This window comes from Bacteriovorax sp. HI3 (assembly GCF_059738875.1).
Genome location: NZ_AP026946.1, coordinates 1,001,555 through 1,021,879, shown reverse-complemented (window position 1 = coordinate 1,021,879; position 20,325 = coordinate 1,001,555). Strand labels below are relative to the sequence as shown.

At 40.1% G+C, this 20,325-nt stretch carries 28 protein-coding genes; 14 read left to right on the top strand and 14 right to left on the bottom strand.

What is annotated here, in order from left to right:
- Positions 1 to 70 precede the first annotated feature (70 nt).
- Positions 71 to 415 (bottom strand): hypothetical protein, encoded by a 345-nt coding sequence (locus AC6JA8_RS05020; RefSeq protein WP_497976055.1) that lies wholly within the window; start codon positions 413 to 415, stop codon positions 71 to 73.
- A gap of 163 nt (positions 416 to 578) precedes the next feature.
- Between AC6JA8_RS05020 and AC6JA8_RS05015 the strand changes: the two genes are divergently transcribed.
- On the top strand, positions 579 to 923 hold the full coding sequence (locus AC6JA8_RS05015) for a hypothetical protein (protein WP_497976054.1): 345 nt from the start codon (positions 579 to 581) through the stop codon (positions 921 to 923).
- Between the two features lie 49 nt (positions 924 to 972).
- Here the strand turns inward: AC6JA8_RS05015 and AC6JA8_RS05010 are convergent, their stop codons facing one another.
- The 5 genes from AC6JA8_RS05010 to AC6JA8_RS04990 form a co-directional block, all read right to left on the bottom strand.
- Complete coding sequence (locus AC6JA8_RS05010) at positions 973 to 1,572, bottom strand: hypothetical protein (protein WP_497976053.1); 600 nt, start codon at positions 1,570 to 1,572, stop codon at positions 973 to 975.
- Positions 1,572 to 1,799, bottom strand: coding sequence for a helix-turn-helix transcriptional regulator (locus tag AC6JA8_RS05005; protein ID WP_497976052.1), 228 nt, complete (start codon positions 1,797 to 1,799; stop codon positions 1,572 to 1,574). Before AC6JA8_RS05005 ends, AC6JA8_RS05010 begins: the two co-directional genes overlap by 1 nt.
- A gap of 110 nt (positions 1,800 to 1,909) precedes the next feature.
- On the bottom strand, positions 1,910 to 2,488 hold the full coding sequence (locus AC6JA8_RS05000) for a TMEM175 family protein (RefSeq protein ID WP_497976872.1): 579 nt from the start codon (positions 2,486 to 2,488) through the stop codon (positions 1,910 to 1,912).
- Positions 2,489 to 2,540: 52 nt separating this feature from the next.
- The gene (locus AC6JA8_RS04995; protein ID WP_497976051.1) at positions 2,541 to 3,041 is read right to left on the bottom strand and encodes a CBS domain-containing protein; all 501 of its coding nucleotides are present in this window, start codon (positions 3,039 to 3,041) and stop codon (positions 2,541 to 2,543) included.
- A complete protein-coding gene (locus tag AC6JA8_RS04990; RefSeq protein ID WP_497976050.1) occupies positions 2,977 to 3,744 on the bottom strand; it encodes a DUF72 domain-containing protein in 768 nt (255 codons plus the stop codon). The genes AC6JA8_RS04995 and AC6JA8_RS04990 overlap by 65 nt, the downstream gene beginning before the upstream one ends.
- A 157-nt stretch (positions 3,745 to 3,901) precedes the next feature.
- Here AC6JA8_RS04990 and AC6JA8_RS04985 point away from each other — a divergent pair, with 157 nt between their 5' ends.
- From AC6JA8_RS04985 to AC6JA8_RS04965, 5 genes are all read left to right on the top strand, one after another.
- Positions 3,902 to 4,687, top strand: coding sequence for an NYN domain-containing protein (locus AC6JA8_RS04985; RefSeq protein ID WP_497976049.1), 786 nt, complete (start codon positions 3,902 to 3,904; stop codon positions 4,685 to 4,687).
- A 66-nt stretch (positions 4,688 to 4,753) separates the two neighbouring features.
- Entirely contained in the window at positions 4,754 to 5,062 is a 309-nt protein-coding gene (locus AC6JA8_RS04980) for a hypothetical protein (protein WP_497976048.1), read from the top strand.
- 37 nt (positions 5,063 to 5,099) lie between these two features.
- Positions 5,100 to 5,948 (top strand): YihY/virulence factor BrkB family protein, encoded by an 849-nt coding sequence (locus AC6JA8_RS04975; protein WP_497976047.1) that lies wholly within the window; start codon positions 5,100 to 5,102, stop codon positions 5,946 to 5,948.
- Positions 5,945 to 6,205, top strand: a complete 261-nt coding sequence (locus AC6JA8_RS04970; protein WP_497976046.1) for a hypothetical protein — start codon at positions 5,945 to 5,947, stop codon at positions 6,203 to 6,205. Before AC6JA8_RS04975 ends, AC6JA8_RS04970 begins: the two co-directional genes overlap by 4 nt.
- A gap of 56 nt (positions 6,206 to 6,261) precedes the next feature.
- Complete coding sequence (locus tag AC6JA8_RS04965) at positions 6,262 to 6,837, top strand: alpha-ketoglutarate-dependent dioxygenase AlkB family protein (protein ID WP_497976045.1); 576 nt, start codon at positions 6,262 to 6,264, stop codon at positions 6,835 to 6,837.
- Positions 6,838 to 6,847: 10 nt separating this feature from the next.
- On the opposite strand, the gene AC6JA8_RS04960 is transcribed toward AC6JA8_RS04965, so the two are convergent.
- Positions 6,848 to 7,027, bottom strand: a complete 180-nt coding sequence (locus tag AC6JA8_RS04960) for a hypothetical protein (protein WP_497976044.1) — start codon at positions 7,025 to 7,027, stop codon at positions 6,848 to 6,850.
- A gap of 14 nt (positions 7,028 to 7,041) precedes the next feature.
- Positions 7,042 to 7,269 carry a BON domain-containing protein gene (locus tag AC6JA8_RS04955; RefSeq protein ID WP_497976043.1) on the bottom strand — a complete coding sequence of 76 codons (228 nt, stop codon included), beginning with the start codon at positions 7,267 to 7,269 and terminating at the stop codon, positions 7,042 to 7,044.
- Positions 7,270 to 7,386: 117 nt separating this feature from the next.
- Here AC6JA8_RS04955 and AC6JA8_RS04950 point away from each other — a divergent pair, with 117 nt between their 5' ends.
- From AC6JA8_RS04950 to AC6JA8_RS04935, 4 genes are all read left to right on the top strand, one after another.
- Entirely contained in the window at positions 7,387 to 8,748 is a 1,362-nt protein-coding gene (locus tag AC6JA8_RS04950) for a hypothetical protein (RefSeq protein ID WP_497976042.1), read from the top strand.
- Positions 8,749 to 8,846: 98 nt separating this feature from the next.
- Positions 8,847 to 10,445, top strand: a complete 1,599-nt coding sequence (locus tag AC6JA8_RS04945) for an ABC transporter substrate-binding protein (protein WP_497976041.1) — start codon at positions 8,847 to 8,849, stop codon at positions 10,443 to 10,445.
- A 13-nt stretch (positions 10,446 to 10,458) separates the two neighbouring features.
- Positions 10,459 to 10,941 carry an SRPBCC family protein gene (locus tag AC6JA8_RS04940; protein ID WP_497976040.1) on the top strand — a complete coding sequence of 161 codons (483 nt, stop codon included), beginning with the start codon at positions 10,459 to 10,461 and terminating at the stop codon, positions 10,939 to 10,941.
- A gap of 162 nt (positions 10,942 to 11,103) precedes the next feature.
- Entirely contained in the window at positions 11,104 to 12,012 is a 909-nt protein-coding gene (locus AC6JA8_RS04935; protein ID WP_497976039.1) for a ParB/RepB/Spo0J family partition protein, read from the top strand.
- 24 nt (positions 12,013 to 12,036) lie between these two features.
- Here AC6JA8_RS04935 and AC6JA8_RS04930 read toward each other — a convergent pair whose 3' ends face one another.
- Positions 12,037 to 13,077 (bottom strand): hypothetical protein, encoded by a 1,041-nt coding sequence (locus AC6JA8_RS04930; RefSeq protein ID WP_497976038.1) that lies wholly within the window; start codon positions 13,075 to 13,077, stop codon positions 12,037 to 12,039.
- Positions 13,078 to 13,243: 166 nt separating this feature from the next.
- On the opposite strand from AC6JA8_RS04930, the gene AC6JA8_RS04925 reads away from it, so the two are divergent.
- Positions 13,244 to 13,477 carry a DUF1653 domain-containing protein gene (locus AC6JA8_RS04925; RefSeq protein ID WP_497976037.1) on the top strand — a complete coding sequence of 78 codons (234 nt, stop codon included), beginning with the start codon at positions 13,244 to 13,246 and terminating at the stop codon, positions 13,475 to 13,477.
- A gap of 4 nt (positions 13,478 to 13,481) precedes the next feature.
- Here the strand turns inward: AC6JA8_RS04925 and AC6JA8_RS04920 are convergent, their stop codons facing one another.
- Complete coding sequence (locus tag AC6JA8_RS04920; protein ID WP_497976036.1) at positions 13,482 to 14,498, bottom strand: extracellular catalytic domain type 1 short-chain-length polyhydroxyalkanoate depolymerase; 1,017 nt, start codon at positions 14,496 to 14,498, stop codon at positions 13,482 to 13,484.
- A gap of 216 nt (positions 14,499 to 14,714) precedes the next feature.
- On the opposite strand from AC6JA8_RS04920, the gene AC6JA8_RS04915 reads away from it, so the two are divergent.
- A complete protein-coding gene (locus AC6JA8_RS04915) occupies positions 14,715 to 14,888 on the top strand; it encodes a hypothetical protein (RefSeq protein WP_497976035.1) in 174 nt (57 codons plus the stop codon).
- Positions 14,889 to 14,909: 21 nt separating this feature from the next.
- Here AC6JA8_RS04915 and AC6JA8_RS04910 read toward each other — a convergent pair whose 3' ends face one another.
- The 3 genes from AC6JA8_RS04910 to AC6JA8_RS04900 form a co-directional block, all read right to left on the bottom strand.
- Positions 14,910 to 15,302, bottom strand: a complete 393-nt coding sequence (locus tag AC6JA8_RS04910; protein ID WP_497976034.1) for a response regulator — start codon at positions 15,300 to 15,302, stop codon at positions 14,910 to 14,912.
- Entirely contained in the window at positions 15,292 to 16,920 is a 1,629-nt protein-coding gene (locus AC6JA8_RS04905) for a sensor histidine kinase (protein WP_497976033.1), read from the bottom strand. Before AC6JA8_RS04905 ends, AC6JA8_RS04910 begins: the two co-directional genes overlap by 11 nt.
- Positions 16,921 to 17,108: 188 nt before the next feature.
- Positions 17,109 to 17,423: a hypothetical protein gene (locus tag AC6JA8_RS04900; protein WP_497976032.1), complete on the bottom strand. Its 315-nt coding sequence runs from the start codon at positions 17,421 to 17,423 to the stop codon at positions 17,109 to 17,111.
- A 149-nt stretch (positions 17,424 to 17,572) separates the two neighbouring features.
- Between AC6JA8_RS04900 and AC6JA8_RS04895 the strand changes: the two genes are divergently transcribed.
- Positions 17,573 to 18,052 carry a DUF2452 domain-containing protein gene (locus AC6JA8_RS04895; RefSeq protein ID WP_497976031.1) on the top strand — a complete coding sequence of 160 codons (480 nt, stop codon included), beginning with the start codon at positions 17,573 to 17,575 and terminating at the stop codon, positions 18,050 to 18,052.
- Here AC6JA8_RS04895 and AC6JA8_RS04890 read toward each other — a convergent pair.
- On the bottom strand, positions 18,049 to 18,717 hold the full coding sequence (locus tag AC6JA8_RS04890; RefSeq protein WP_497976030.1) for an SGNH/GDSL hydrolase family protein: 669 nt from the start codon (positions 18,715 to 18,717) through the stop codon (positions 18,049 to 18,051). The genes AC6JA8_RS04895 and AC6JA8_RS04890 overlap by 4 nt on opposite strands.
- A 118-nt stretch (positions 18,718 to 18,835) precedes the next feature.
- Between AC6JA8_RS04890 and AC6JA8_RS04885 the strand changes: the two genes are divergently transcribed.
- Positions 18,836 to 20,302 (top strand): DASS family sodium-coupled anion symporter, encoded by a 1,467-nt coding sequence (locus AC6JA8_RS04885; protein ID WP_497976029.1) that lies wholly within the window; start codon positions 18,836 to 18,838, stop codon positions 20,300 to 20,302.
- Positions 20,303 to 20,325 lie beyond the last annotated feature (23 nt).

The following is a 20,325-nucleotide window of genomic DNA, read 5'->3' as shown; positions in this document are numbered from 1 at the left end:
AGAATTTAATAAAAACTAAAGCAGCTCTCTAGTTGTCCTTTAACAGGAGGTATACCGAATCAACGTTTATTTATTCAATGCATTTAGCTTCAGCAATTTTTCCAACAACAAGTTTGTTAGTCGCAATTTTTCCACCATTAGGAGTTGTGATCACTTCTCCAACAGCTTTTACTTTTACAACTGTCTCACAGCGCCAGTCTAATTTTGCTGTTTCAACTGTCACTGAGAACTCATTTAGTTTTGTGTTTTCGACTGCTACTTTTAAGAATGTTTCAGTCTGGGCCTTATCCATTACTTTTGAGAGAACTTCAGGAGCTAGAACAGCTCTAGCAGCGTCAGCGTTTCCGTAAACTGCAAGCTTAGCAAACGATGGTGCAGAAATAACCATTAGAGAAGCGATCAGAAGAGATTTCATAAGTCCTCCAAATTAAACCATTTTATGTGTTGAAAAAGCGCCTTCTTTATAAATAAGTTTTAGATTTTTCGCCAGAGCTCCTGAATTTTTTACACCAAGGCCACATAGGAAGAGAAACGTGCTACAAGGACGCAACTTCTTTATAACCAACTTGGGAGAATTTATGAAAAAGACTATCGTTATTGCTGCTTTATCACTTTCAACAACTCTTGCTTCTGCGGCTACATTTTCTGAGCAGACTCTGGCCAACTCAACAATCCAAACTGTTGCGAATGTTGTGGCCAACATGATCGTTATTTCAAGTCAGGCTTCTTCAATCGCTACGACTGAAAACAGAAAAATGGAAGCACAAATGATCCAAAATGATATCCAGGACTACGCTGTTAATGGAACAATGAGCGTATACCTTGCTTCTAAAGTTGAAATGGTAAAATCAGTGAATGCTGAGCTTTCGACAGAAGAGTCGATCGACGTTTTAATCCTGGCTTCTGAATCAATTCTTAACTAGTAAAAAAATCCACCAGGAGCGCATAAACCTGGTGGATTCTTTACTCATACTATTCGCGGAGCTCTCGCCTCGCGACCAAGTGATAACTTCCAATTTGCCATACCATAATAACTAAAAGCATGAACGGCTTTGAGAGAGGTATAGACTTGTAGTCAAAGCTCTCCACTCCATCTTTGATCTGATGAACAAAAGCTGTTTCGTCGTGGGCCTTCAAACCAAAACCGATAGCGACCTGTCCATTTCCATTTTTTCCGGGAGCAGGCACTTCATTCTTTTTTACAGTTAACGTTGTGACTGAAAAAACCAACATAAAAAGTAAAAGTGCAAAAGTTGAAAGAAAAGAAAACTTGGCCGCATTTCCTGCGACTAATCCCTCTCGTTCATCTCGCTCTTTAATCCCCGCAAGTCTTGCCATCGTCGTATCGCGGAACTTTTTTCCAAAGAGCATCTTTGTCACTGTATAAAGCAGGATTAAAACCCAGGCGATAAAACACCACCCAAAGACATCCCACAGTCCACCATTAAGCTTAGCAGGGTTACTGGCCCCCTTAAATTCCATACTCGCCCAGATCATAAATCCAATAAAAGCCGGACTTGAGTACACAAAATATTTCAATGCATATCTATCGAAACGATTTAGCTCTTTCATTATTCTTCTTCCCCTAATTTAAAAATGTCGTGAATGCTTTTCCCAAAGAACAGACTTAGTCGAAATGCTAGTTCGAGAGAAGGATTGTAATTTCCTTTCTCAAGCGCATTGACTGTTGCTCGTGTCACTCCAATGGCATCGGCCAGTTCCTGCTGCGTGATTTTCTTTTCAGCACGAAGCACGTGTAGCTCGTTGATGAGTGTGAGTTTTGCTTTTAAATTCCCCATGGGTGTGTGGCTCCTTCCATGTAAAGTAAACTATACATGGAAGGCTTTCATGTCAACTTTACTTTACATTTTGTTAAGTTTTTTTGACATTTTTAAGGAATTTTAAGGGTTTAATGGGTCTGAAGGACACCTTCAACTCTTTTATCGGGGATAAGCCAGATAGAGGCCACGGCCACATAAAGAGCGATCGCAATTGCCGAGTGAATAAAGGCCGAAGCTATCGCCACAGCGTAGATAAGCACTGAAACTTTTCCTTTCCAGTCTCTTCCTACGGCGCGAGCGAGTGAAGAGTCTTTTTCGTGAGTCTTGGTTAGTGTCTTCACTAGAATTCCGTAAGCGGTTCCACACATAAAAAGAACGAAACCATAAACAGCGACAGGAATAGAAGCAAAATGATTTTCATCCATCCACGCAGTGGTGAAAGGAATCAGTGAGAGCCAAAAAAGTAAATGAGTGTTGGCCCAAAGAACAGGACCTTTAATATGTTTTACGATCTGAAATAAATGGTGGTGATTGTTCCAATAGATACCAACATAAATGAAACTCAAAATATAACTTAAGAAAATATAAGCAAGCGAAGAAAGCCCCGCCCAAGTTGCCTCATGTGGAGGTTTAAGCTCCAGCACCATAATAGTAATAATAATAGCGAGCACTCCGTCGCTAAAAGCCTCAAGTCTACCTTTATGCATTTCATTCATACAGCTATTATCAAATGAAGCTTATAGGCTCGGCAACTCTTTTTTAGTGTACAGTGTGACTGTCGTGGCCGCCTTCACTTTCCATATTATTTGCTTCGGGGTCATCATCTTCAGCAACTTCTGTATTCACATTGACCGGAGCGCTCTTTTTGACTTCTGGCTTTTTTGGAATCTTATAGTGATTGACTCTATCGTATACTCCACATAAATGGCCTTCATCATCAATGATAGCTAAATGCTCCAGGTGATTGGCATCCAGAATTCTTTGGCATTCTTCCAGAGTAATATTTTCTCTTGCCGTCACTGGTACTGGCTTCATACACTGTTCAGCATTTAAACTTGAAGGAACGACACTTTGTTCAAAAGATCTGGCAGAAATGTCGTTGCCATAGATGATACCCACGAGATGTTTTTCAAGCATGGTATCCACAACTAAAATTTCTTCAGAATCATTGTCCTCCATAATCTTTTTAATATTCTCAATGCTGGTCAATGGCGTGCACATCGGTGTGTCCACTGTCATGTATTCTTTGATAAGACTCATAAACTTCTCCTTTTTGATAAACAGCTAATGCGTTTAGTGTTGCGTATCCAAAAGTTGTATTGTCGAAAATACACCATACATCTGATGTAAATGTTTTCATTTCTTCTACCAGATTATCTAAATACACCGGCGAGTAATCGCTGATATACATTTCCGGACTTCCATGAAGGCGATAATATTCAATCTCATTTTCAAATTCACCAGGACATTTTTCCGGGTCTGCTGTGACTTTGGAAATTCGGTATTTCTTCATCAGCTTGATCGCATCCCGGTAAAGCCAGGTAGAATTTCTGGCCTCGAGGACGATTGGCCCTTCATGAACTGCTCTAATAGTTTCATAGAAATTTTCCATCTTTTCGGTATGGAAACTTTGTCCTGCTGGGAATTGAAGCAAAAGCGGTCCTAACTTTTTACCCAATTCTTTAATCACAATTAAATTGGCCAGCAAGTCTTCACGGTCAATAATCAAGTCGTTTTTATGAGTAAACCGCTGATTGAGTTTGACACTAAATCGAAAATTTTCCGGAGTCGTTCTCGCCCACCTCTGATAAGTTTCCGGTTTGTGATCACGGTAAAATGAAGTATTAATCTCCACTGCATTTAATCGATTAGCATAGCGCTCAAGCACTGTTCCTTCTTTTATAAAAGACCCCTCGGCTATTTTAGGGATATTCCAAGCCGCTGTTCCGATATACATCATCATCAATTTCCCAATCGTTAAATTCCTCATTATGAGGAAAAGATCCACATAGATGCTATGTGCATAGGCATCAAATCCTCTTAATAAGTGAATATTGCAATCTACGCGCCACTGGCATACGAAATGCATTAAACCCTAGCAGGAGGGTCGACCAAAGATCATGGCCACACCAAACGAAATTACCAACATTGCGCTCTTTTGCGATTTCGAGAATATAGTTCTGGGAGCAAAAGAAACAAAGTTTCCTCATTTCAATATTCAGCTTATTCTTGAACGCCTTCTCTTAAAGGGAAGCATTGTTGTGAAAAAAGCATATTGCGATTGGGATCGTTATAAAGATTTCAAACGCGATATGCATGAGGCCGCTTTTGAGCTCATTGAAATACCCCACACCAGACAATCTGGGAAAAACTCTGCTGACATTCGCATGGTCGTAGATGCGCTCGATCTTTGTTACACCAAATCACATGTCGATACGTTTGTTATTCTTAGTGGAGATTCAGATTTTTCTCCCCTTGTTTCCAAACTAAGGGAGAACGACAAACACGTCATTGGAATTGGTGTCCGCGATGCCACGTCAACACTTCTCAGTGCCAACTGCGATGAATTTATTTTTTATGATGACTTAATGAGAACTCAAACTCCTTCTAAGAAATCAGAAGTGAGAAAGTCTCCTGAAAAAGCTGTCAGCAAAAAGCAAGAGGCCCTTGATTTTATCTGCGAGACTATTGAAGCTCTCACTGAAGAACGAGGCGAAGAAGAGTTTTGGGGCTCAATGGTTAAACTTACTATGAAAAGAAGACAACCCGGCTTTAACGAATCAGCTTATGGATATGCATCTTTCAGAGAATTAGTTGAAGACGCACAAAAAAAGAATCTCCTTATCATGCACAGGCAGGAGCGTTCTGGTCAGTACACCATTCGTCTAGCACATTCCGATGAATAGGCTTCTAAGTTGCATACTAAATAACCAAGAGGAATATTTCCTTTAAAAATATTCAAGGAGGAGAAAATGGAAAAAGATCTATTAAAAGAAAGCGGAAGAGCTCAAGGAATTGCCCCCTCTTCTACATCTGCGCGTGAAGGAACGATGACAAAAGTCATTGAGCGCCAAACAGCAAAAATTCCTTCTACTTACTTTTTAGCTGCTGCCGGTGGGGCCATTGCCGTTTCACTTGGGCTGGCGATTATGAAGGAGAAAAAAGGATGGGCAAACTTTGTGGGAAACTGGGTTCCTACGCTGCTTCTTTTGGGGATTTACAACAAGATTGTAAAAACCCACGGGTCTGATAAAGCTGATAACCTAAGACATCTACATTAATCCATGTTGCCGGGCTAAAAACCCGGCAATAAAAACTATGAGCACAAAACAACACTTAAAAAAATTCATCGAAGATGTAGACAAGCATGATATCTTCACACTCTCGGGATCGCTGGCCTACACGACGGCTTTAGCATTGGCGCCTTTTGTACTTATTCTTTTATCGCTCGCTTCGATACTGACACCTGATGTTCAAGAAAAGATTTATCTTCAACTCGCCTCTTCTATTGGAGAAAAGGCCGGGCAGACAGTCATTGATATTGTCCAGAACGCTAAAAAGAATTCATCTTTTTCCGGCATTTCAGGAATTATTGGTTTTATTATTCTGCTCATTTCTGCCTCTGCTATTTTTATTCAGCTCAGAGTGGCCTTAAATAAAATCAATGATCATGATACAGCAAAAGATAAAACAGGTTTTTGGTTTTTTATTAAAGATCGTTTTCTTTCGATGGGACTGGTTTTTGGTTTTGCTTTCTTGTCGATCGTTTCTTTAATTGCTTCAACTGCCATCTCTGTTGTTTTTCAAGGAGGAGAAGGCCTTTTCTGGCAAGGGGTTTCTCTACTAATAAACCTTATTATCTTCTCTGTTCTTTTTACTGCCATTTTTAAGGTGGTACCTTCTGATAAACTAGACTGGAGACGCAGCCGGATTTCTGGAATTGTGAGCGCAGTCTTTTACTTGATTGGTAAAAATTTAATCAGTCTCTATCTCGCCCATGCCGGTTTAGAATCGTCTTACGGTGCTGCCGGGTCTTTAGTCGCTTTCTTAGTTTGGGTTTACTACAGCTCACTCACGCTACTCATTAGCTATGAATTCACCCGCAATATAGTTTTATACCAGGATGTACCAGACAAATTTTTAAGTCCTAAGGAGAAAACTGCATGATAAAAACAAGCAATAATAAACGTCACAACGAAGACGAGGATCAACCGGATATTTCTCATATCCCCAATGATCAGCCTATTCCTTCCCGCAATCCTGATAAGACCCCTCCTGAAATCCCAGTGGATGAACCAGACATTCCTGGACCTAAGGATACACCGATTAGGGAACCCAATCGCAAACCAAAAAATCCGCGTTTTAAATATTCAATAAGGAGCCACTATGTTCAAGACAAAAACAACAAACGAAATCCTGTTTAGAAAAAAGAGTTTTTTAGTCTGTTGAGTTTAATCTCAAAAAAAGTGTAAGATGAGGCATGCACCTTCCTGGGCTTCTTGATTATCACGAGAAAAATCTTCTCCCTAAAGACGGCACTCTTGAGTACCTTTATCCCTTTTTTACTCTGGAGGAATCAGAAAACTTTTTTAAAGTACTGCATGCTCAAGTCAAATGGGTTCAAGATGAAATGGAAATTTATGACAAAATCCATCCACTCCCACGGTTAGTCTCCTGGTACAGTGAAGAAGACGAATGGCTTCCCGAACTTCTTGTCATAAAAAGGAAAATTGAAGAGTTCACCGGACTTATTTTCAATACGGTATTGTTAAATCTTTATCGAAACGAACGTGATCACGTTTCATGGCATTCGGATAAATATAAAAATCCAGATGATGTTAAACATATCGTCTCGATCTCATTTGGTGAAACGAGAAAATTTCAGGTAAAACACAAGAAGGATAAAAACCTTCCTCCTATCTCTCTGGAGCTTATGCCTGGCTCAATGGTTATTATGAAAGAAATGCAACAAGCGTGGCTTCATCGCGTGGCCCTGACGACAAAGCCAAAAGGCCCCCGGATTAATCTAACATTTAGAAATATAAAAAAAGATTGAGTTACTTTATCTACTTTGCTTTTTCCTCGGATGAATGGGCCTTCACGCGTTGACCACGTCCTTGTCCGCTATTTTTCTTTAAGTGCTTACTAAAACCCTTGATTTCTCCGGGAGCTCTACTTTGATTAGGAATCTTATCCATCATTCGGCGCTCTTCTTGTCTATGAGACTGGGCTTTTTTTTCTTTCATCTCTCCTCCTTCAATTACTGAACAACTTTGACAGTCAATTCGTTTTCCACATCATCGACACCCGGCAATTCTCTGATTGTTGACTCAATGAAGTCCAAAGATTCCTCAGTATCGACCACTCCAGTAAGTCGGACAATTCCATCGTAGACATGCACATCAATGCCACTTTCCTCTCCTACAGCTTTGTAAATCTCCTTTCTTATCTGCTCATTTGATTTAATGACAATGTCTCTCTCACTCATGGGTCAACCTCCGAAACAGGGTATTATAGATAACTAAAGCAAAACCCAGGCCAGTATTTATGAGTATTTTCCGACCAGAAGCTAAAGACTAAACCTGTAAAACCGATACATTTCCCAATGAAACTAATGCAAAAAACCCTACTCACATTAAGCCTTTTTATCCTCGTTGCCTGTCAGACAACACTAGACAGACACGTAGCTGCTGATTATCACATCTCTAACAGCGCTCAACAGCTAGTGACCTGGGAAACAAAGGCCAACGCTATTTCTGAAAGATCAAATGAAGTTATCCGAGTAGAACACTATGAGATTCCACTGAGGCTTTTAGAAAAAGACTTCGACGCTAATTTGGATTCAAATATTAAGAACTCCTTATTCTTTACTAAAAATGGCGAGACTTATGTTAGATGGATCATCAATCCAGAAGATTCTAAATGGCACCTTGAAGTTAAAAACTTTCTGCAAAAACATAAGATCGATAGCGAACCAAAAAAATTCTTTGATGGTTACTTAACTGCTTCACGCTCAATGATTCTGGTTAACCCAACGAATGGAGCAAGCTTCTCACTAAAAGTTTCAACTGATAAAACAGGTGGAAAGTGGACAGATAAAAAACAAACTTGGGCCGATGCCTTGCAAGTCCGCAACATGAACCGCTACCTTCAGGAAACACTTCCTAAAATGGACACGCCAACTCTTGTGATCATGGATGAACCACTTGCTATGGGAATCAAAGAACTCGATCACGGTATGATTATGCGCTCACTCAATGATCTTCCTGAAGACGGACACTACTACCTTCCGGCCTTTTCAGCTCTTCACGATGTTGAGGGGGCAAGAATCGCAAAGCTTAACGGTGCAACTGATCCTGTGCGCTTTTGGGATAAGCACCTCAATGAACCTATTGCCCGTGCAATGGCAGAATACTTTGCGGCCACAGGCTCTTGGTATGACTCTCCTCACGCTCAAAATTTCTTAGTGGAACTCGACCGCGATATGAAACCAACAGGACGAGTTGTTCTGCGCGATTTAGGTGACACTTACCTACTGGAAGATTTTGTGAAAAACACAAAGTTTGCATGGATCACAAAAAATTGGGACCCAAACAATGTTCAGCAGGGCAAGATTACTACAGGGATTGGACTTCTTCATGGAAACAATCCACCGAGCTGGATGACGTCAACTGAATACAAAGAATATCAATGGGGTTTCTACCGAACTTTTGAGCAACGTTTTGCAGAAATCACCGGAGTGCCCTACAATGAAATGCTAAGAACAGAATCCAAAGAGTCACTTTGGTCATACTCACGCAAAACATATCAGGCGACATCTGAGGCCTGGAAGAAATTCATTCGTTATGCCAACTGCCTAAACGGCGAACTTAAAACTCTGGCCGGTGAAAAATGCCCGGAGATTTATGTCAAACGCCATCGCAAAGTAGATTGTTTCCAGGGCGTCAACGCTATTATCGCCCATTAAATTAAGTAACATTCTTGTGACTATAGATTTGTGCACATCCACTATCTTATTGTGTTTATCACTTATATAATTTTTCCTTTTGCCTGGAGTTTATCAACATGCTTAAAACCACACTAATTCTCGGACTCTTATCTCTTTCACCAATGAGTCTTTACGCTAAAACGTTTGTTAATTGCTCTGAAGCTTCGCCAGCTTCTTTTAACCCACAAGTTGTGACAGACGCTCCTTCATACAATGCTTCTGCGATCACTCTTTACAATAAGCTAATGCGCTTTGAACTAGGAACGACAAAAATGATTCCTGGTTTAGCAGAGTCTTATACCATTTCAAAAGACGAGAAGGTTTATACTTTTAAACTTCGCCGTGGAGTGAAATTCCACACGACAAGCTATTTCAAACCAACCCGAGACTTCAACGCTGAGGATGTTCTCTTCTCTATCAACCGCCAAAGACAAAAAGATCACCCTTTCCACATGGTGAGTGGCGGAGTCTACACTCAGTATGAGAATAACATCAAAGACAATATCAAAGATGTTGTGGCCCTTGATCCTTACACTGTGCAGATCACTTTAAATGAAGTCCAAGCTCCTTTCCTCGCCTACATGGCCGGAAACTACATGAGTGTTCTTTCTGCTGAATATGGAGAGAAACTCGCTAAAGAAAACCGCAAACAGGACATGGATCAATTCCCAATTGGTACAGGTCCCTTTTCTTTCGTCTCTTACGTAAAAGATAGTGTGATCCGCTATGCTGCTCATCCTGATTATTGGGATAAAGCAAGTTATAAAGGGAAAGCTGAAAACCGCATTGATAAATTAATCTTTGCGATCACTCCAGACCAGACAGTTCGCTACCAAAAACTAAAAGCTGGCGAATGTCACTTCGTCACTCTTCCCTCAATCATCGACCTGGATGATATGCGCGCTAATAAAAATGTGCTGGTCATGTCTCAAGAAGGATTGAACGTTGGTTACCTGGCGATGAACACTACAAAAAAGCCATTCGACAATGTCTTGGTAAGACGTGCAGTTAACCATGCTCTTAACAGAAAACTGTATCTCGATGCCATTTATCACGGCACAGGAATCGTTGCGAGCAACCCAGTTCCTCCTGCTCTTTGGTCATACGACAAAACACTTAAGGACTACGATTACAACCCGGAAAAGGCAAAGGCCCTCTTAAAACAAGCTGGTCTTGCTGATGGATTTGAAACTGAGATGATTACTCTTCCTGTTACTCGTCCCTACAACCCGGATGGAAAAAAGATGGGTGAACTAATGCAAGCTGATCTTGCAAAAGTCGGCATCAAAGTAAAACTTGTCACTTTTGACTGGCCGACATTCTTAAAGAAGTCGCGCTCAGGTGAACAGCAAATGATCCAGTTCGGTTGGACTGGAAACAATGACCCTGACACTTTCTTAAATGACCTTTTAAGCTGTGCGAGCGTTGAATCTGGAAATAACACTGCAAGATGGTGTAATGAAAAATTTAACGATCTTGTTCTTCAAGCAAGACGTGTCACTGACCAAAAGAAGCGAGCTGATCTTTATAAGAAAGCACAAAAAATCTTTAAAGAGGAAGCTCCATGGGTGACTCTAGCTCATGCGAAAGTTTTTAGAGTCATGGATAAAAATGTCGCGAACTTTAAGATTGATCCGTTTGGATATGATTACTTTGATCAAGTTGAATTAAAATAAAATAGGAGCTCCTATGAAAAGCTTTAACCCTGAAACTGATTTAAAATTTGAACGCACGACAGACTTAACACCTGCTCAGTTATTTGCAGGCTGGACGACACCATCACTTTTAACGAAATGGTTTACTCCTGCTCCATGGAAAACAATTGAGGCCAAAATAGATCTAAGACCTGGTGGAAAGTTTTATACGCTCATGCAATCTCCTGAAGGACAAAGCTTTCCAAACACAGGATGTTACCTGGAAGTTGAAAAAGATCATAAGATTGTTTGGACGTCGGCCTTAACTTCAGACTTTCGTCCAACCTCAGATGAATCTCCAGCTTCATTCCCTATCACTGTTCACGTTATTTTTGAGAAGCAAGCTCAAGGCACAAAGTATACTGCCTACGCTCTTCACAAAAATGCTGAAGACAAGAAAAAGCATGAAGCAATGGGGTTTGAAACAGGATGGGGACTGGCCTTTGATCAACTCGTAAAATTAATGAAAGAGATTTAATTAATATAAGAAATTACAATAAATAAATATCATTTCTTTATCAGCTAAGATCCGAATATTTGGTCCAGATGTCAGACATTTTTTAACTAATTTCCCTGACAGTTGGACCACTATTTGGCACTCTTTTTCCTCACACACACAACGCATTTTGGAGACATTTTAGTGGAAACAAGAAGACTTAAGGATCTTAAGGCAACGAACCCGTATTTAAGACTTGGAACAGACGTTTCCGAGCTTGAAAAATCAATTCAAACAGTGGGCCTTATCGCTCCGCTTGTTATCTCCCCTGACAATGTTATTTTAGCTGGAGCAAGACGCTTCCAGGCCCTATTAAACCTTGGTTACGTTGAAGCTCCGGTGATGATCGTCGATAAAGGTGAACTAGAGCGCGAGCTTGTTTCAATCGATGAAAACTTAGTAAGAAAAGACCTGACAAAAATTGAAATCGAAGGACACCTGAGACGTGCAAAAGAAATTTATCAGGCCCTAAACCCATACGAAGAAGAAACACCTGCTCCAGTTGAAGCAAGTGAAGAAAATGAAGATGATGAAATCGAAAAAAAGAAGGTCGTTCTTCCTGCCGAGAAATTCCTAAATATCGTTGCCGAAAAAACAGGTCTTTCACCTAAGCAGATTCACGAGGCCATCAACCGCGATGAAATGGCGTCAAAAGATGTTAAAGAAGCGAGAATTAATGGTGAACTTTCTCTTAGCCAAACAAACGAAATTGTTAAGCTAAAAAAAGAAGAACAAGAAAAATCACTTTCACATATCAAGACACTTCCAGTGCGCGAGATTAAAAAATTCGTTAAAATTGCGAAAGTAAAAGGTGTTGAAGAAGCGATTAAAGAAACTCCAAAAGACCCTCACTCGAGAGATTTCTTAGAAGTTGAAGCGGCTTTAAAAAAACTGGTAAAGAAGTTAAAACAACTTGAGTTAGAAGGGATGAATCCTTCGGATTTCCCGGCAGATATTCAGAACATGCTAAAAACTGTGGTGAAGTTTGCTGAGAGCGAAGACAATTTTATTCCAGCAAAAAATACAGATATGTATGAGGAAGCTATTCAATAAGAATAGCTTCCCACTTTTTATAAATTAAAACTGGTAGGCCATACCTAAGAAGGCTTCGCCTTTTGAATCTTGCTCAACCGTTAAAGTTGTCACTGATCCATCAGAAAGATCTGTTTGTTTTAAATCATGCTCCATGATCCCCACTCCCTTCATCGCAAAGATGAATGAAAAATTTTCTGCAGGAGTAAAAACTAAATCTAAAGCGAGTGTCACTAGCCCAGTTGAGTCGTAAACATTTTTAAACTCTTGGTCTGTGTTATTTTGTTTTCTTTCACCTAAAACCCCAAGACCTGCGCCAAGGTTAAGAGCGAATTTCGGGTTAAAAATAAACTGATACTTAAACTCACCTAATAGTAGCCCATAAGCTTCAGAAGTCGTTTTATCTGCAGGATCTCCAGCATCTATTACCGTTGCTTCTGTTACACCCTGGAACGCAAATCTAGCAGTCCATGCGCTGTCTGCTTTCTTTTGACCAATATCGATGGCCAGGTTTAATTCACTTGCTCCTCTTTTTGCATTTCCTTCCAAGGTCGTTGTGGCGATTTTCGAGTCGCCTGTTTTTGGAGATAAACTTAGATAGAGATCAATATCTCTTCCTGACTCATTTTCTGCTTCAGAAAATCTATGTCTCATAAAAATATAAGGATCTTTTAATCCTTTCATTTTGACCGATTTCGTATGTGTTCCATTTAATGTACTACCAGGTCCATAAGCATTCTTAATCTCTGAATCGTACTGATAGGCCACACTTAATCCGGCCATCGTCGTCGATGTAAATGAATAACCAAGAGATTGCTCAAGAGTTGATTCTCTAGTCTCAACTTTTAAAAAGTCTCTAAGGAGGTACTGGTAATTGGTTGTCGAAGATTTCCCACCAAACCCCGTAGAACCAAAAAATGTTCCCTGAACTGGAAGATACATTAAATCATAAATGCGCTTTGGCCCTTTAGTTGAGGCCACAACAATAACTTCTTCCTTTTTTACTTCATCTTTTTTTACTTCTTCTTGCGCGCTCACGATGTTGGTCGCAGCTAGACTTAGACCTAATAACAATGCCTTTTTCACGATATCCCCTTAATACATAAAATTAACTATCCATTAATTATTAAGGGTTCCAAAAAATATGCAACCATTATTTTAATTGGAATATAATTCCAACCTCGTTCTGCTCCTATTGGATGGCCAGAAATATTTATGATAGCCTACTTAAATTCAATAACAGGAAATAGAAATGAAGCTCGGCCTCTATAAGCATTACAAAGGAAAACATTATCAAGTTCTCGGCATCTGCAAACATTCAGAGACACTAGAAGACTTAGTACTCTATGAAACTCTCTACGAAAACGAGCAATCTCGTTTGTGGGTACGTCCCGTGGCAATGTTTCTTGAGAGAATTGTCGTTGATGGCAAGGAGATCCCTCGCTTTGAATACATTGGGGATAGGAAATCTAATCAGAGGATGTAATCTGTTACTTGCTTAAAAAAAACTCCCACATCACATCATTGGCCGAAATCGCCTTTGACGTCTCTTGTGCCCCTCTTCTTATTTTCTCTCCCCCGGGCCATGAATGCGCACCTGTATCAGTTACGCAAAGCTGAACCTTCGTTCCACTTTTGCATCCCGAATAAAGATCACAATACGCCCCGTTTTTATCCAGGACTCTCTTTGGTGTGTCACTACATTCATTTTGCTTAACCCATTTTGCAACTGTGGCAGGTACAGAAACAAACTCAGTCACTTTTTCTTTATTCTCCGATAAGCTTTTGCCAGAGCCTCCATTAAATAAAACGTGATCATCATTTTTGGCATGAATATGCAGAATAGAAATAGGATTTTTAGGTGCGCAATTGATTGTGTTGTCCGTTCCAGCGACAGCGGCAATGCCTTTTATTGTATCTGATAATTCACACGCCAGGCGGTAAGCCATCATCCCGCCGTTAGACATTCCGGTAGCAAAGATCTTATTTTTATCCACATTGAGTTGAGAAGAAATCTTGGCAATCATCTCTTTAATAAAGCCTACATCATCAATATTTTTATCACGGGCATCGCCACAACACTTCCCTGCATTCCATGTCGCAAATTTCCCCGAATTGAATTTACTGTAACCGTTAGGGAAAGCGACAATAAAGCCCAGTTCTTCTGATTTAGAAATCTGTTTATAAAGTTTATCATTTGATTGATAAGACATATCCCCGCCACCGCCATGAAGAGCGATGAGTAGAGGAACTTCAGCGCCCGTATAATGAGAAGGTACATGCAGTTTATACATGCGAGTGATCCCATTGTGAGAAAATGAAAGTGTATAATCTCCAGGCTTAGTGATCTTTTCTTCTGAACTTACGTTTGTTTCAGGTGCAGGTTTGGCCTCTTCTCTTTTGGCCATACGCTCTTTGACTCGTTCTCTGATTCGTTCGCGAAGAGATTGAGCCTCACTACAAGGAGCAAAAAGAGTCAGTGAAAAAAGAGCAATCATTAACTTCATATAATACCTATTAAATAGTTGATCAGAGTTTTTCACTATCTTAACATAAAGAATTTCCGTAGTTCAAAAAACGTACAAAAAAATAAATAAATCATGCGACTATAAGATAATTGCGCGAAACTAGTTCGCTTAAATGTGGAACGAATCTTGAATTTATAATTGTATTAAATAATGTAGTCATTCACTAACGAATCACTACAGAATTTGGAGGAACAAATGAAAGATTTCAAAAAAGATTCGCTCTCTAAAAAGGCCGGAGATAAAATCGAGAGGGTCGGCGAAAAAATCTCTAATGCTGGAGCTAAGAAACTTGGAGATGCTGTTTATAACGCTGGCGATAAGCTAGAGCATATGAACGATAAAAAGGGATTCTCTAAGAATAAAAAATAATCTTTTTATTCGGCAGCCTTTTTAGGCTGCCGAATCTTTACTTCCGACCGTCGATAATAAAGTCAAAAAAACTTTTAAATCCAGAGGCTTTCTCATGACGGCTGCTGTCCTGGAATTAAGATCCTCCCTTGCACTTTGTTCAGAAGCAGTAATCAGGATAACGGGAATTTTTTTGAAAGAGTTATCAATCCCCGCATCAATGGCATCCAAAAATTCCCTTCCATTCATCACCGGCATAAAAAGATCCAGCAGAATTATTGCTGGCAAATTATCCTTATGCTCTTCCAACTGCTTTATGGCCTCTACCCCATTTTCGGCGTGAAGAACCTCATAATTTTCATACTCCAGGACCATTGCCATATTTTCACGAATATCAAGATCATCTTCTACTAATAAAATTTTTTTAGCCTGCATAACTTAAATTACCTTCTAATTCATTTATCATTCTCGTTGGTATTGTCGCGGTAAAAGTGGAGCCTACGCCGGCCACACTTTCAACCCTGATACTTCCTCCATGAGCTTCGGCAATTTTTCGGGAAATATAAAGTCCCAATCCAAGACCGCTGATCTTATTGACAGAAATAGCGCGCTCGTAAGGCTCAAATATCCGTTTAAAATCGCACGACTCAATCCCCATTCCATGGTCTCGGATTTGGATGCATATATTTTGCTTCTCTTGAAAAATACTTAATTCAATTGGTTGATGATTGCCATATTTGATTGCATTGTTCAGCAAATTTCCAACTAGCTGCTCTATTCGCCCAGTATCCCAAAACACAATGAGTGGATTTTCTGAGTCAATAGAAAGATTTAATTCACATTGATTGATTCTAAGTTGTGCTTTGTAACTCTCAAGCATATCAAAAATAAGTTTATTCAAGTTGAATTCTTCTTTATTCAATTTAAATCTTCCCCCGTTGAGTCTGCTAAAATCCAACATATCTTCGATGAGCTTGGTTAAACGGTTTAGCTGATTATCAAATTGTCCTAAAATTTCACTCATTTTCTTGGGACTAATGGTGTGTTGGACATCTTTTTCCATTTGATACTGCACAAACTGGGTTTGCAGTTTCATGCTGGATATTGGTGTCTTCAACTCATGAGAGCAAATACTCAAAAGATCATCTCTGGCCATAAGCGCTCTTTGTAATTCTTCAGTTCTCGTTTTTTGTGCCTGTTCAGCAATGGCCCTTTTTTCATCAACCTCAGAGAGATATATCCCGGTAATCATCGCCATCCATGCAAAACAAACAATACTCCCCACCACTCTGATCAAGACTCCAAAATCCGCATCAAACAAGTTCATTTTAAGGCCGTGGAGTTGGAGAATATTTATTAATGGTGGCACAATGATCGCGGCCAAAAGGAGTTTTCTTCCAACTCTGCCAGCCACATTGTCACCGGATAAGTGTTTAACGTAACCTTCATGCCTCCACATAAGTAGTATTCCAGACGTCAAAGCGATGAAGAGAATTGATGTGTGGAGAGCAATTTGTGTGTAGAAAGCTGAACCAAATGTATATGAGTTCCCACTAATATAACCAATCAATGCTTGAATGGAAGCGATCCATGCAATAGTCACCAGGGCCTGGGTCGCTTTTATAAATTTTTTTGAGTTGAAAAAATGTAGAAGTAGTCCTGTACTAATAAAAATAAAATTCACTCCAGTAATAGGAGCAAATCTTCCAGGCGGCCATTTGTTAGCGATCACGTCCATGTCTTTATAAAACAATTCATCAATATGAAAATCTCTATTAAAAAGATATTCACCTAAAGTAAACGAAGCCAGAAGCATAACAAAAACGGCAGTGATTACACCTAGAGCGTGAGAGATCTTTTCTTGTCGGTGAAAAAGGTAGCTAGACAATGCAAGGAAGATTAAACCAATTGCCGTGTTTGGCTTCATTGCAATGAAACCAGGTAAAACAGATTTAAAAACCTGAATGTTCCATTCCCACCCCACCAACACAATCAGGCCGCATATGATGACAAGGAAAAAAAGAAACAATGTGAATCGATTAACATTATTCATAATGGATTAAGATTAGCTAAAAAAAATAAGGAAACAAACACACCTAAAATAATTTTTTATGAGCGATTAAGTCATTAAAGAGTTGTGAATGAAAACATCAGAAGAAATTAATTAGGCGGGTTTTTAGCAGGCGGGAAAGATATTTTGAAACCAAATAGTAAGGGAGCTTTTCAGCTCCCTGTTATAATTTAGATGCCTGAACAGTCTACGTCTTTTGGAGAAAAAGAGTTTCCTGTTTTTTCGAAACTCACTAAACATGACCATGTTTGCGGGTAACCATTAAGAGGATTTACAGTTTCTACTTTTGCTTTTACGCCAACTCCACCTTTGATTGTCACAAGAGAGTGGTTCGTTATGCTCGTTACTTCACGACCGTTGTCATAGAACTCAGCGATGATTGCATCTTCTGCTTCAATCACAAGCTCTTTCATAGCTCCAGCAAATGCGTTTGTACTCATAAAAAGAGTGGCCATAGTAGCTAGCGATAAGACGATTTTTTTCATTTAGACTCTCCAGGGTGATGGTTTAAATTTATGGCGGAATACCATCTAAAAGTGGCATATAGCAAGCTGTTATTTTGTCTAATCCAAATCTTAACAATCCCATTATCCATGAGTTGCTTAAATTAAAGATTTTACGTTAAGATAGGGCCATGTCTGATGATAAAAAACCAAAGCCTGTTGATCTCGATAACATTAACCTTGATTTAATGAAGCTCAAGGTGACCGATATGCCATCGCTTCTTGAGTACGCTCATACCGTCGGTGGTTTTGCCATTACACCAACCAATCAAGGCGCTATCAAAAGCAATGCCCGTTCGGCAATGGTCGAACAAACAGAAGAGCAACTCAATATCATCTATGAGCAAATGAAAACTCTGGCCAAGCAAGTTCAAGACATCAAAAAGCGCGTCTATATTTCTGATCTTATCTACAATGTGGAAATCCCCTTCACACCCGTGATTGGAAAAACCTATTATCTCTATGAAGAGAATACTGGAAAAAGATACCTGTCACTTGTCTCACCAGATGAATGGGGAAAGGCCATGGACTCACAGATTTTCCTGGCCGAGATCAGGCTCAATGCTGATCACACCTGGAAAGTTATCAAATCGACTATTGAATTGTCTTAATTGTCTTTAATTAATTCTAGAAGCTGAACACTCACCTTTTCTCCCCATTGAGCAGAAGCACTTGGTGGATAGTGAATGCCCTCTTTGTTATCAGCAGGGAATTTTGTGAGTTTTAAGCTATCGATGTACTGACAGTTATTTTCTTTTGCCAAAGAAATCAAAAGATCATTAGTTTCTTTTAATTTTACCTGAGTGACGACTTTAGAATTCGCATCAGGTGGTCCAATCCAAATACACTTGCTACCTTCATCTTTAATGGCTTTCATCATGGCCAAAATACTATTTTTAGCGTTCGAAGGTTTTGCTCCAGCTGCGATATTTGTTCCCAGTTGAACAATGGTCACATCAGGGCGATACTTGGCCAGCTCATCCACAAACTTTGGAGTGTTATGCTCTTTAGATCTAATTTCCTCATTCCCGTCTTTCTTCCAAAATCCACAAACAGTCTTTTCGTACTTATTATTGCCCAACCACGTGCTCGGCGTTGCTCCACAACTCGATTGCATAATCACTCGTGTAACCTTTTGCGAAAGATTCTTTTCAATCGTCGTCCCCAGCTTCCCATAACTATGAGAGTCACCAACATATAAAATGGTTTTTGACTCTTGAGCAAAAGCACTAGAGAAGAGGATTAATAAAGATGGAATGAGAAGAGATTTTTTCATGATTCTTCTTAACATTAAACCAGAGAATTAGTGGTTTTTTGTAAAAAATATAGCCCATTATAGAGGCTTGAGATTAATATTATTATAAGAATTTATCTCATTTCCACAGGAGTCAGGAATGAAACTATCCCCGGTAAAAGTGATCCCGGCGCTTATTGCGTTCGTGGTAACTTGCCTTTTCTGGTTTATTATTGCCCCGCCTGAAGGTGTCGACATCAATGCCTGGCGCTTACTAGGAATTTTCGTTGGTACCATCGTTGCTATTATCGGTAAGGCCCTGCCTATCGGTGGAGCTGCCATGATCGGTATTCTTCTCGTCGGGATCACTCAGGTGACCAATCCCGGTGAACCGGCCAAGGCCATGGGAGATGCGCTAAGTGGTTTCTCAAACACTCTGATCTGGCTTATTGGTATCGCCTTTTTTATTTCTCGCGGATTTATTAAAACAGGCCTCGGTGCACGCGTCGCCTACTACTTCGTCAAGATGTTCGGGAAGCGCACCATCGGTATCAGCTACGGGCTTTCATTTGCTGAATTAATCCTTTCTCCTGTTATGCCAAGTAACACTGCCCGCGGTGGTGGCGTTCTCTATCCCATCAACCGTTCAATCTCTGAATCAATGGGTTCACTCCCTGATGAAGGCTCGAGATTAAAAGTTGGGGCCTTCTTAACGTTGGTGGCTTACCAGGTGAATATCATCACTTCAGCAATGTTTATCACCGCGACCGCTCCAAACCCACTCGTGACAGCAGGAATCAAGCAAGTCGCCAATATCGAAGTAAGCTGGAGCCAATGGGCCATCGCCGCTTTCGTTCCGGGACTCATTGCCCTTCTTCTTATTCCACTTATTCTTTACATGATCTATCCGCCGCAAATTAAAAACACTCCAAATGCGGCAGCACTAGCAACTCAGAAACTTCAAGAAATGGGTCCAATCAAATTAGAAGAATGGATCATGATTGGCGTTTTCTTCTTACTTCTTTTTATCTGGGCCGGTGGTCCTGCTCTCATTTCAAGTGACCCTCTTTTTAAAATTGACCCAACCGCGGGGGCCTTTGTCGGTCTTGGTGTCTTACTTTTCTCTGGTGTTTTAAGCTGGGATGACTTGCTTAAAGAAAAAGGTGCATGGGATACAGTGACCTGGTTCTCCTCACTCGTTATGATGGCCACTTACCTAAACAAGCTTGGAGTCATTAAATGGTTCTCACAATTGGTTGAGACCTCTATTTCTCACTGGGGATTAGGTACAATCCAGGCGGCCGTGATCTTAATTCTCATTTACGTTTTTATTCACTACTTCTTTGCAAGTAACACTGCCCACATCTCGGCACTCTTTGCTTCATTCTTTGGTGTTGGTGTGGCCTTAGGAGCACCTCCTCTAATGTTTGGTCTCTTCTTGGGATTTGCTTCTTCACTTTGTGCTTCAATCACTCACTACGGAACAGGAACAGCACCGGTTCTTTTTGGACCTGGTTATGTGACGATGGGTGAATGGTGGAAATATGGATTTGTAGTCACTATCCTTAACCTGATTATTTTTGGATTAGGGTGTGCTGTTTGGTGGAAAGTTTTAGGATATTGGTAGAAATAAAAAAGCCCCGTCATGCG